The sequence below is a fragment of the Microvenator marinus genome (genome assembly GCF_007993755.1).
In the GTDB taxonomy this organism is placed as follows: Bacteria; Myxococcota_A; Bradymonadia; order Bradymonadales; family Bradymonadaceae; genus Allomicrovenator; species Allomicrovenator marinus.
This window is the reverse complement of sequence record NZ_CP042467.1, coordinates 3,064,964-3,077,270: the sequence shown is the minus strand read 5'-3', so window position 1 is coordinate 3,077,270 and position 12,307 is coordinate 3,064,964. Positions and strand designations below refer to the sequence as shown.

The 12,307-nt window shown below is 57.3% G+C and carries 10 protein-coding genes; all 10 read left to right on the top strand.

Annotation, left to right across the window (positions count from 1 at the left end):
* Window positions 1–2 precede the first annotated feature (2 nt).
* Window positions 3–671: an AgmX/PglI C-terminal domain-containing protein gene (locus FRD01_RS12590; protein WP_146960147.1), complete on the top strand. Its 669-nt coding sequence runs from the start codon at window positions 3–5 to the stop codon at window positions 669–671.
* A gap of 3 nt (window positions 672–674) precedes the next feature.
* On the top strand, window positions 675–1,955 hold the full coding sequence (locus FRD01_RS12585) for a tetratricopeptide repeat protein (protein ID WP_146960146.1): 1,281 nt from the start codon (window positions 675–677) through the stop codon (window positions 1,953–1,955).
* A 111-nt stretch (window positions 1,956–2,066) separates the two neighbouring features.
* Entirely contained in the window at window positions 2,067–3,224 is a 1,158-nt protein-coding gene (locus tag FRD01_RS12580) for a hypothetical protein (protein WP_146960144.1), read from the top strand.
* A gap of 33 nt (window positions 3,225–3,257) precedes the next feature.
* A complete protein-coding gene (locus FRD01_RS12575) occupies window positions 3,258–4,415 on the top strand; it encodes a hypothetical protein (protein ID WP_146960142.1) in 1,158 nt (385 codons plus the stop codon).
* A gap of 89 nt (window positions 4,416–4,504) precedes the next feature.
* Window positions 4,505–5,410: a GNAT family N-acetyltransferase gene (locus tag FRD01_RS12570; protein WP_146960141.1), complete on the top strand. Its 906-nt coding sequence runs from the start codon at window positions 4,505–4,507 to the stop codon at window positions 5,408–5,410.
* The gene (locus FRD01_RS12565) at window positions 5,407–6,435 is read left to right on the top strand and encodes a histone deacetylase family protein (RefSeq protein ID WP_146960139.1); all 1,029 of its coding nucleotides are present in this window, start codon (window positions 5,407–5,409) and stop codon (window positions 6,433–6,435) included. The genes FRD01_RS12570 and FRD01_RS12565 overlap by 4 nt, the downstream gene beginning before the upstream one ends.
* A 285-nt stretch (window positions 6,436–6,720) precedes the next feature.
* The gene (gene deoC / locus FRD01_RS12560; RefSeq protein ID WP_146963948.1) at window positions 6,721–7,383 is read left to right on the top strand and encodes a deoxyribose-phosphate aldolase; all 663 of its coding nucleotides are present in this window, start codon (window positions 6,721–6,723) and stop codon (window positions 7,381–7,383) included.
* 3 nt (window positions 7,384–7,386) lie between these two features.
* Complete coding sequence (locus tag FRD01_RS12555; RefSeq protein ID WP_146960137.1) at window positions 7,387–8,760, top strand: AMP-binding protein; 1,374 nt, start codon at window positions 7,387–7,389, stop codon at window positions 8,758–8,760.
* Window positions 8,757–11,456, top strand: coding sequence for an ArnT family glycosyltransferase (locus FRD01_RS12550; RefSeq protein ID WP_146960135.1), 2,700 nt, complete (start codon window positions 8,757–8,759; stop codon window positions 11,454–11,456). Before FRD01_RS12555 ends, FRD01_RS12550 begins: the two co-directional genes overlap by 4 nt.
* A 143-nt stretch (window positions 11,457–11,599) precedes the next feature.
* The gene (locus tag FRD01_RS12545; protein WP_146960134.1) at window positions 11,600–12,265 is read left to right on the top strand and encodes a hypothetical protein; all 666 of its coding nucleotides are present in this window, start codon (window positions 11,600–11,602) and stop codon (window positions 12,263–12,265) included.
* Window positions 12,266–12,307: the final 42 nt, after the last annotated feature.

The window sequence follows — 12,307 nt, the reverse complement described above, 5'->3', positions numbered from 1 at the left end:
CGATGACCAAAATACAGAAATACGGATTGGTGCTTGTGGTGGTGACGGCGCTGGGTCTCTTTTTGACCTGGCAAGACGCGTCCACGCCCGAGCTTCCACACGACCCAAATTTTGTCCCTTCTGACGGCGCTGAGGTGCCCGGGAAAGGGCATGTTGGCGGCTCGCAACCAGAGGTTACCGAGACTTCCGAAAACAGCCAAAAGTCGCCTCCATCTCAGGTGAATTCACGGGAGAGCGTGGCGGCGAAGCCCTCAGATTCCGAGGGAGCTGCGGCTGAAGATGCGCCTGAGCCACACCCGGACAACCCGGAGATGCCCGCCTCAGCCGGCACCGAAGAAACCCAGGAACACACGGGATTTCTAGAGGCTGAGGAGATTCAAAAATCGGCATGGGAGCTCCGCTCCCAACTCAAGGAGTGCTACGAGACGAGCCTCAAAGATTTTCCCGATGCTTCGGGAAAGCTCACGGTCGAGTTCATTTTGGAGAATGAAGAAGACGGTACTCGAGTGACGCAAGCCGAAGTTCTAAGCGGTGAAAGCACGATTCTCGACGACCAGCTCAACGCGTGTTTGATGCGCGGTTTGCAAGAACTCAAGATCGACGTCGAGATTCAAGACGGTGAGTCCGTAAAGGTTCGCTATCCGTTCCGTTTCTCGCCCGAGGGTGAGTAATCCATGCGTTGGATCTTGGTGATTTTGGGGATTGTCTTTAGCGGTTGCGCCACTCAATCCACACAGACCAAGATCGTTCAAGCCGAGGCCGGAATCAATTGTGAGGTGCCCGAGAACGCCGCCGCATGCCGTGAAGCTGCGATGGCGCTCATGGCTGAGGAGTACACGCCGGCGGCAGGAAACCGCGCGTGGGAGCTCCTCGAGGCGGCCTGCAGACATCAAGATCAGGAAGCCTGTCACGGCTTGGCCGAGCTCTATGAAAAGGGGATCGGCACGCCCCAAAACTTGCCCGAAGCCACGCGTCTTTATCGTGCGAATTGCGACGCCGGCTACACCCCTTCGTGTAATAACCTCGCGCTCATACTCGCCCGCGAAGACCGCGACCCGTCTCAGGCTCAGGAGGTTCTGGAGCTCGCCTGTAAGGGCGGTGAGGCGATCGCATGCTTTAACCTTGGCTTCAGGGCAGAGTCGGGAACTCTGGCCTCAAATAAGGAGATTGCGGCGTCGTACTACCGAAGGTCGTGCGAGCTCGGATACGCTGAGGGCTGCTACTATATCGGCGTGATGTTGCGCTACGGAGATGGGGTCGAAAAGGACGAGGCTGGCGGCCTGAAGCTTTATGAAAAGTCCTGCGAGGCTGGCTATTCACGAGCTTGTAGCGCGATAGGCTCGCTCTTTGAGACCGGGACGGGCGCCGAAAAGAGCGCCGAAAAAGCCACCAAATACTACCGTCAGGCATGCGATTCGGGGTTCGCGCGTGGGTGTACGAACCTCGGGATTCAAGCGGAAAAGGCAGGTGGTGGCGCCGCTCTTTTTGAGCTCGGGTGCCGAAAGGGTGACGGGCAGGGCTGCTCAAGGCTTGGCGTTTTGCAGCTCAATGGTACCGGCGGGGCCGAGAAGTCTGCGGCGAAGGCGCTCCTTAGCTTTCTGAGGGCGTGTGAGCTCGGTTGGGCCGCGGGCTGTTCCAACCTGGGCGTTTTGCACGAAGAGGGGCTCGGTACAGAGCAAGACTTTGAAACCGCGGAGAAGCTCTACGAGCGTGCCTGTGACCTGGAGGAAACGCAGGCCTGCCTGAACTTGGCCGAGATGATGGCCGAAGGGCGCGGCATCGAGGAGAATATGGACCGCGCAACCGACCTCTACATGAAGGCATGCGAAGGAGGCCTGGCCAAAGCGTGTACCGCGCTCGGTCGGCGGTGGCTCGAGGATCCCAAGCATCAAGAGTTCGGAAAACAACTCATCGAGCGTGGCTGCGCTGAGGGCGACCTAGAGGCCTGCGAGTAGAGGTGGGAAAAAATTGCGCCGAGGTATTTTTTTGCGTCCCAACATCCGCTAAAGTTAAATTCAGAACTCATAATTAACCTGAATTTAATATTCGAATGCCAAGGATGTATCATGCAGAAACTTGCCCTATTGCTATTGTCTCTCTCGCTTGCCGCCTGCAGCTCCTCACCTTCAGCCCCAGCGCCACAAACCGATGGTGATGCCGAAAATACCTCGGATATGACCCAAGATGCCGGCGATATGTCTAGCGAAGATGGCGGCGAAGACGCGGGCGAATGTCTGCCCGAAAGTGCCGAAGAATTTTGCGAGCGCATCGAAGCCGAATGCTCCGAAATCGAAGGAATCGATAATTGTGGTGAAAGCCGAACCTTTGATTGCGGAGGATGCGACGAAGGGCTCGAGTGTACTGAGTCCAATACGTGTCAGGCGCCAGCGAACCCCGAGGCGTGCGAAGCCGTGAGCGCTGAGTGCGGAACCATCGACGTTGAAGGCGCCCCAGCATACTGCGGCGAGTGTGCCGAGGGCTCGGAATGCGTTGAGAATACCTGCGCGTGCGTAGGTGTGGATGAAGCCACGATCTGCAATGACGCAGGCGCGAACTGCGGTACGATCGAATATACCAACTGCCTCGGCGAAACCGTAGATATCGCCTGCGGTCAGTGCGACCCGGAAGCGGATGAAGTCTGCAACGATAACGTCTGCACCTGTGTCCCAGAATCCAACGAGGCGTTCTGCGCTCGAGTGGAGCAGTGCGGCGATGTGACCGCTGAAGATAATTGCGGCTCCATGCGAACAGCGGATTGCGGATGCGCGGGCGAAGAGCTCTGCGTACCAAGCGCAGATGAGAACACCAGCGGCTCAGTGTGCTGCTTACCCCAAACCGACGGCGAATTGTGCACTGTGTTGAATTCCGATCCCAACAACTGTCAGACCAACTATGAAGACGCGTTGGACAATTGCGGCCAGATGCGGACCGTAGAATGCTCGTGTGCGTGTTCCTTCGATCCAGTGGCGACCTGTCAGGGACGTTGCGGCGATGTGGTCCTTGACGACGGGTGCGTGGCAAATTGCGGCGCCAATTGCAACGCCAACCAAGTCTGCTCCACTACGAATGAGTGTTGTACCCCCAACAATAACTCTACTGCCTTCTGTCAGGGCAAGTGCGGAACCGTAGACTTTACCAATAATTGCGGGGAAACCATACAGGTAGATTGCGGTGGATGTGGATTTCTGCAAGCGTGTGTGAGCAATGAGTGCCGCGGACTTTGAATGCGGCACAACTACACCTCATGAGAATTGTACATGCGCTTGTTTTCACTGGTACTCCTTCTTTTGGTTGGACCAACCTTGGCCTGCATTGAGGCCCCGCCGTCCGCTCCCGCGATTGTTCCGGACATGAACACGGATGATGCCTCTAACAATGTGACGGATATGGAGTCCGATGCCGGCTGCGTCTCGGAATCAGACACCGAGCTCTGTGAAGCCGCTTTGGCCCAATGTGGCTCGCTTGATGTGACTGATGCGTGCGGCGTCTTGCGAAGCATCGAGGACTGCGGAGCATGCCCCGATGACCTGCAGTGCGCCGGGGGCGGCACCGCGAACCGTTGTGGTAGCCCCGATAAATCCGATGCCGAAATCTGTTCGGACGCAGAAGCGACGTGCGGTTTGGTGGACTACGAAGGTCGAGAGGTCCTCTGTGGGACGTGTGAGTTTCCAGCAGAGTGCCAGGCAAATGCATGCGAATGCGTTGACCGTACGCCAGAAGAGATTTGCCAGAAATTCGGCTACACCTGCGGGTCGGTGGATTTCCCAAAATGCGATGGTACCGATCAAAGCATCGACTGTGGGTCCTGTGATCCCAATCGAGAAGTCTGCTCGGAAAACGCATGTGTGTGCCTCCCAGAGACTAACGAAGGGTTTTGCAACCGAATTGGAGAGTGTGGTGAGGTTATAGCTGAGGACAATTGCGGAGTTGAACGTACAGCGAATTGTGGATGCGAAATGGGCCAAGTTTGTGCCCCGGACTCAAACTCCGAGACCGGCGCGGATAGAAACGTGTGCTGCCTTCCAGAAACGGATGGAGAGATGTGCGCGAGACTCAATGACGCACTAAACCAAGAGTGCCAACCAAGCTACACCGACGTGATGGACAATTGTGGTCAGGTACGTTCGATAAACTGCGACTGTACTTGTCTCGATTCAGATTCTTGTACGGGTCGGTGTGGCGACTACACGACCGAGGCTGGATGTCAATACAGCTGTGGAAACACCTGTAGTCAATCTCAAGTGTGCTCAACCCGAAACGAGTGCTGCACACCAGTGAACGACACCACTTCATTTTGCCAGAGAAAGTGCGGAACCGTTGATTTCACCAATAACTGCGGACAGACCATGGCGGTGAATTGTGGTGGCTGTGAATTCTTGCAGGCGTGCATTAGCAACGAATGTCGAGGCCTCTAGCTTGGTCTCCAAGCTTGTAAATGCGGCACCTACATGGTATCACACGTCTAACACTTTGATTTTATTAGTGTTAGCGAAGTGAGGTAGTTTTGTCTTTATTGAGTGTTGTGGAAGAAGCCCTTCGTCCCGACCACGAATCGCCCCAGAAAAACACGGTGGAACTTCAAGCCTCGGGCATCACGCTCGAAGTGGTTGATGACCTCTATTCAGACCGTGTTCGGTGCGATCATCCCCCCTCAGACGTTGATGGAAACGCGCTGGGTGAGTCGTTGGTTGAACTGGCAGAAGATTGTGGACGCGGGCGAGTTGTGGCTCTTGTTGATGCTGGTCTCGCGCCGGCCATGGAGGAGACTGGATTCGAACTCGAGGGCGTAATCCCCGGCTTCTACCGCGGCGAAGACGACTGCGCAGTACTCGGCTACGGCGTTGAAGAAGCACGCATGGACCTCGCCCATGAAGAGGCAGTGCGCGCAGCAGACAAAGTTTTGCAGCGGCCTTGGCCAGCCTTCGATCTGGAAAAAGCGCCCGCACATATCTCGGAATTGGCGACCCTCAAAGATGCTCAAGAAATCGCGGATTTGCTCGGCGAGACCTTTGTAGATTACCCCACACCGAGTTCGGACCCGGAGTATATCGCGGAGCAAATCGAGTCCGGCACTCCGTTCAGAATCATTCGAGAAGGTGGCGTTATCGCTGCCTGTGCAAGCGCAGACCTCGTGCCTGAGGCCTTGACCGCCGAGCTCACCGATTGCGCCACCCGTCCCTCGCATCGAGGGCGCGGCTTGATGCAGAGCATCTTGCATCGCCTTATGTTGGACCTTCAGGAGATGGGCTATCCCACCGCCTTTACATTGGCACGCGCCCGAATCCCGGGCGTCAACCGTGCGTTTCAGAAACTTGGCTTCAAACACCGAGGACGCATGGCTCGCTCGTGCAGAATTGGTAAGGGTTTTGAAGACATGAACATCTGGAGCACTGTGATCACACAACCATGATCCCTTGTTTCTTTCACCCTGACCAACTCGCCTTTAAACCTGTTTACGAATGGGCATTTGGCGAGAAAATCGACCATCCTGAGACCACGGCGCGGGCCGAGAACATTCTGGCGGCGCTCAAGGCGCGCCCGGAGCTCTTCGAGATGCGTGCGCCCAAGGCCCAGCCTCTTTCGGCGCTCAGAGATGCCCACAACTACAACTTGCTCACCCTCTACAACACGGCGCGCCAGCTACCCGAGGATGAGACTTTCTACCCCAGTGTGTTTCCGCGAGACCCGAAGACCAAGGGCGATCCTACGACCCTAAGACAAGCGGGGTGTTTTTGTTTTGATTCGGGCACACCGCTGAACAACCGAACCTTTGATGCAGCAGCCTGGAGTGCGGCCTGCGCCTATGAAGGTGCGCGCCTGCTCAAGAAGGGCGAACATCCGGTGGTTTACGCGCTCTCGCGTCCGCCGGGCCACCATGCCACGAAAGACCATTTTGGCGGCTACTCCTACTTCAATAACTCGGGTATTGCGGCGCGCTATTTAAGACGCGCCGGGCGTGTAGCCGTTTTGGATATCGACTTTCACCACGGCAATGGCACGCAGAGCATGTTCTACCGGGACGACAAGGTCCTCACCATCTCTATTCACGGCGATCCCGGGGAGTTCTACCCCTTCTATTGTGGATTCCCAAACGAGACCGGTTCTGGGCGTGGGGAGGGCTACAACTTGAACTTCCCGCTTCCCACCAAGATCACGTTTGAGGAGTGGATGCAGACCTTGGAGCAAGATGCCTTGCCTGCGATTGAAAATTTCGCGCCAGACTATCTGATCGTGGCCGCTGGATTTGATACGTATCGGCTGGACCCTATCGGCGACTTCGAGTTCTTCACAGCCGACTACACCACGCTTGGTGCGCGCATCGCTGAGTTGGGCTACCCCACGCTCGTAGTCCAGGAAGGCGGGTATTACACGCCTGATTTGGGCGCGAATGTCGCTGCTCTCTTAGAGGGTACAAGCCGCTTGTACAATTTTTGATTCTTGCGGTAAAAGACGGCGTTGCGATTGGCTGCACCCAAGGGGTCTTGCGTGGATGAGAGAAGTATTGATGCGTTAGTAGATGCGATTACAGATCGCGTTCGTGACCGATTGATGGGGCCGCAGGCCGCTCCGGTTCAAGCTGAGCGCGCTGATGGACGCAAAGTCCACGCGCCCGGATGTTTGACATGCGACCTTCCGTCTTCTGGTTGCCAGTCGTGTGGACTCAACCCCATGGTGCGCGAGTCCTCCGAGTTCTCGGCGCCCAAAGTCATGCCTTCCACCATGGAAACCGCGCGCTACATCGATCATACCTTGCTTAAGCCCGACGCCGACCGCGACTCCATCCAGGCACTCTGCGAAGAAGCTCGAAAACACAACTTCTTTAGCGTCTGTGTCAACTCTGCCAACGTCCGGCTCGCCGCGTCATTCCTATCTGGGAGCGGTGTGAAGGTCTGCGCTGTGGTAGGCTTTCCCCTGGGTGCTGGCACGCCCGGGTCTAAGGGGTTTGAGGCACGCGAAGCCGTGCGCTGTGGCGCCGATGAGATCGATATGGTCATCAATATCGGCGCGCTCAAATCGCGAGATTATGCCCTCGTCACCGACGATATCGAACGAGTGGTGAAGGCTGTACCCGGAAAACTTGTGAAGGTGATCTTGGAGACCGGCATGCTCACGCAGCACGAAAAAGTGGTGGCGTGTGCACTCTCCAAAGTAGCTTCGGCGCATTTCGTAAAGACCTCAACGGGCTTTGGCCCAGGCGGCGCAACGGCCGAAGATATCGCGCTCATGCGCGCTGTTGTTGGGCCGGATATGGGCGTCAAAGCGTCCGGTGGCGTTCGAACCTACGAGGATGCCCAAAATATGCTCAAGGCCGGCGCAAACAGGCTCGGATGCTCGTCGTCCGTGGCGATCGTCACCGGTGGCAAGGGCACCAGCGGATACTAATCCATGCGTAATTTCGCGACCCATTCTTGGACTCGGTTCACCGTAGATCATAAAGACCGACCCGCGGTCTTGAGGGTGGAGCGCGGCGCCAAGGGGCCGGAGCGCGTCTCACAGACCTATTTTGAGTGGACTCGTCGCGTGCAACGCCTAGCCATTGGCCTCATGGACGCGGGTCTTGAGGTTGGGCAGCGCGTAGGCATGGTGGCCCGAAATTGCCCTGAATGGCTCGAGCTTGCGTGGGCGGTTTGGATGGTCGGCGGCGTGGTAGTCCCGCTCGCGTCGGGCCGCGATCGCCGAGAAACCCTGCGATGCCTCGCTAGGGCTGGGGCCGACTGGATCGTGGTCTACGATGAGGCCGGCCTTTTGGATATCCGCGGTCAAGGCGCAAACCTTCCCGACCACTTGCGTTGGATCTGCCTCAAGGAGGTCAAGGCCGCACGCCAGGAGAGCGTGAGCGATATTGCGCACCTTCTTGAACGCGGAAAGTATCGCGCGCAGCGCGGCGCCCTCGATGACCTCGCGAAACGCATGTACAACCTTGCGCCCGACGCACCGGCTCTAATCCTCTTTGCGTTTGAGCCCGGTGACGACCCGCATGGCGCAACCTTCGGCGGGGGTAAACTGGCCGTGATGCTGGAGTATTTGGGTGGCGACCTGCAGCTCGAAGACTCCGACGTGCTCGCGGTCCTGATGGGCTATTCCTGGTTCTACGCCATCTTGTTGACCATGGCGGCCATGCTTCAGGGGCGAACACTCGCCATCGCTGACGGGCTTGCGGAGCTCGAAGCAGATTTTGGGGTGCTTCAGCCGACCGTGATTGCATGCGGCCCTGCCACGATCGAGTCGCAACTCAAGATATGGCAGGCGCATATCGAGCGCGCCCCGAATTTCCTCAAAGACGAAAATCCCTTTGGTTTTGCGCGGGCGCTGCAGATGATTGGCGAAAAAGCGGCTGCGAAGGTGCTTTACGAGCCGGTCCGTTCCTATTTTGGCGGAAAAGTCGCGCGTATCCTGCTCGGGACTCATGCCGAGAACTTCGCGCCTGTGGCCGACGAAGTCCTCGATATCTTGGATGCGTCCGGCGTTTCGGTTTGCGGCATGTTCGGAATTCCCGAAGCCGGAATCACGCATCTGGAGCGCCCCGAAGCCAGACGCCGTCACTCCGTGGGCCGCCCGGTGCAAGGCTATGTTGCTAAAATCAAAGGCGCAAAAACCGACGAGTCAGGCCCCCTTCTGGTCAAGTCCGACGTGCTCTTCTCAGGCTACTGGGATCAAAAAGGCCCGCTCGAAATCGGCGAAGACGGCTATCTCGATACCGGCGCAATCGGGCATATAAGCAGCGCATTTCTCTTTCTAGAACCTAAGAAATCAGCATGAACATGGATTCGTTCACCCAGAAACTCGAGAGCCCCAAAGGCTCGAGGGCCGCATGGATTGTGCTCGGGGTCTTGGTCGCCATCATCTTTGGTCTCAACCTGAGCTCGGTCGGTTTTTGGGAACCATGGGAAGCCAGCGAGTTTCTCGTTGCCGAAGAATACGCCACTCGTGGACCCGCTGAGCCCAGCACAAACCCAGCCGCACCAAGCTATAACGCCGTGGTCCCCACCTTGGAGGGTGAGCCCGTGGGGCGCTCGCTTCTCAAGGTTTGGTTGATGTCGCTCGGCGCAGGGAGCGGTGAAGTCAAAGTCGGTGCGCTCGAGCTCAAAACCCGCGCGGGATTCGCGCTCGCGCTCTGGGTGCTGGTGATGGTGAATTTTGCGTGGGTGCGAAAGCGGTTTTCCACGCGCGCAGGTCTCATCTCGGGCCTCGTTTTCGCCACCTTCCCCGTGATTTTCATCGCCTCGCACAACCTCGCCACCGAGGTTCTCTTTGTGGTCACCACAAGCCTCGCGTTCATGGCCTGGTTTGAGTTTGTCTACGCTCAAGAAAAGCGTGCTCAATGGCTTGGGCTCTTCACCGCAGCCATGACGCTCGTCTTCCTAGACCAACGTCTCTTTGGTGTACTCCTCGTGCTCGTGATTCTGGGTGTGCACGCGCTCACCGAAGCCATCTCCGAAGGCAAGATTCAAAAGCGCCGATTGATCGAAGCCTCCGCCTCGATTGGGTTGAGCGCGGTTGCATTTGCGTGGGCCTGGGGCTCCGGCGATCTGGCCGAGATGAAAGACGTGTTTATCCCTCATCGTGGCCAAATCGTAAGCGTACTCATCCCGCTGCTCCTGAGCCTTGGGCTCTTCTGGGCAGCACGAGACTCAAGACCCGGCCAGGCGTTTTGGAGCCGAGGCTGGGTCGGTCTTCTTGCGCTAACAGCCGTGATTTTTGGTGTTGGCTGGACCTACGGCGCCGCGAATCCAACCCTTCTCCAAAATGGCGAAGTCTTTGGGAAGATCCCGGTGCTCACCTTCTTCTTGGAGCACGAGATCTTCGGCACTAGCCTTGTTTCCAAGCATATGACCTTCGACCTCTGGGTGCGCCAGATCGGATTTGCGATCGTGCCCTGGGTAGGCATCGTTCCGCTTGGACTTGCGTACCTCGGGCGCGCCACCCGGCTTGATGCGGACGACGTGAAGGCCGAGCGTACAGCTGCCAAAAGGCTGGTGCTTGTGTGGGCAGCGTTTAGCGCCGTGTTGATGATCTTCGGCTCCATCTACAGCCACTACTTCTTCCCGGGCTTCCTCGCGCTCGCCATCGGTGTGGGGGTGATGTTCGCGGACGACGAGTTTTGGGACGAGCTGCGACAAAAGCCGCTCGCGCTCTACGCGATGGGCTTCTTCGCCGTGGCGGCCGTGATGATGGTGGGTAAAGACCTCGAGCGTTTCCCGGCGCGTTTTGTAGAAGTCTATACTGTGCTCCAAGACAAACTCGACCTCGAGGAAGACTTCAGTTTTGGGCGCGCTATGAAAGTGCTCAAATACGCCATGATGGCCACGCTCGTGGTCTACTTCTTCGGACTGCTATCTTGGGCCGGAATTACGCTTCGGCGAGCACCTGGAGCCATTCAGTGGCTCAAGCGCGGTCCTAAGGGCTGGTTCGTCAGCATTCGCGACGGCATCAAGAACCTCTCGCAAGGCTCGGACTCAGAATCTGAGCGTCCGTTCGAGGCGCGCTCTGCCCAAAAAGAGGCCTTCCGTGCCGAAGACGGCCTGATTCCGCGCGTGGCGGGGATTGTGGAGTCTCAGAAGGGCTTCGTGTTCATCCTCCTTGGCTTGGCTCTCGTCACGACCTTGGTCTACCAGACGAAGTTTATCCCTGACCTGACCAACCACCTTTCCCAGCGTGGCGTGTTTGAAACCTATCAGGAGAGTGCTGAGGCTGACGCCAAACTCTACCGCTACGACGTGGCTGATCGTGAGTCTTCGGTCTATCTGCAGGACTTGGAAACCATCGCGAACGCAGCCGAGTTCCGCCAGAAGTTCGCGTCGCCTGAGCGCCTCTTCGCCGTGATTCCGCGCGATAATCTGGCCAAGATCAACCAGGATATCCGCCGACAGACCAAGCAAAACCTGGTGGTGCTCGATGCCCGCTCGAGCCGACTCCTGCTGGTCTCGAACCAGCTCGAAGACGGCGAGAAAGATCATAACTACGTGGCGGAAAGCATCATCGAAGATGAGTCGGTGATTCAGAATCCGCTGCTTGTGGACGCAGATGGCCAGAAGGTACACCCCAAGTTCGATGGCCAGCTCGAGATGTTGGGCGTGTCCTATGACAGGCCGGCGGGTAAGGACGGGCATCCGGTGTACAAATGGGGCGAGACAGCTGTGATCGACTACTATTTCAGGGTCCTGAATCGCGTGCCTGGCAATCAAAAAATCTTCGTGCACGTGGACACTCCCGGAAACCGAATCAATGGCGATCACTACCCGAACGACGGCTGGTTCCCCACGAACCTCTGGTTGCCTGGAGACGTGGTGCGCTCAAGGCATCACCTCAAGATCGAGAACTACAGCACCCCCGGCATCTACAACTTGAACTTCGGATTCTTTGTGGGTTCGAACCGGATGAAGGTCACGCCACGTGCGGCGCACGACGGGCAAAACCGTGTGACTGCGGGCAAGATTCGGGTGGAAGCACTCTAACCTGTACACGCGGTAGCCGCGTGGGAAGGGAGTGGAGAAGTCTTCCAAAATCCAATTTATCTAAAATCCCAACTTAATGTTAAAAGATTGATCATTGATGTTAAGATTCATCTAGTGACATTGGCTTTTAGATAGATTTGATTATGAAGTATCCTTACCCTACCCATCTCAAGCGGCTACAAGCCGCTTGTACACTTATCCTCCTCGTTGCCTGCGGTGATCCCGAGGGCGGTCCGGAACCCGTCTACAATCAGGGCGATATGCCAAGCACGGCAGACATGTCCAACACTCAAGATATGTCCAACATGCAAGACATGCCCGGTACAGAAGAAGACATGACCGGCACCGAAGAAGACATGACCGGTACAGAAGAAGACATGCCCAGCACCGAAGAAGACATGCCCGGCACCGAAGAGGACATGCCGGTCGATATGTCTGAGATCAGCGTGGAAACCTGCGAATTTCCGAATCCAGGCCAGTATATTGGGCAATGCGACGTCGTGCGCGCCCAGGGCTGCTCCGGCGGCGAATCATGCCTACCAGCCCAACAAGTCATGGGCGAGCAAGCCGTCGTGGTTGGAGCCTGCCTCGTGCCTGAGCGCGAACACGTCCTCCAAGAGATGGAGTCATGCGCAGGCACGGAACAACGCTGCGCCCCAGGCCACCTATGCTTCTTCGGGACTTGCCGAAAGCTCTGTTATCTGGACGGCGGGCTTGGGTGCGATGACGAGGCCGATGTGTGCCGGCAGCCGAGCGAGAGCTGGCCTGGCCTCGGATACTGCGCGTCCGCCTGTGTCGGGCCCGGATGAGTCTAGAAGGAACCGCAATTTCCGTTTAGGGTGCTTCAAAAG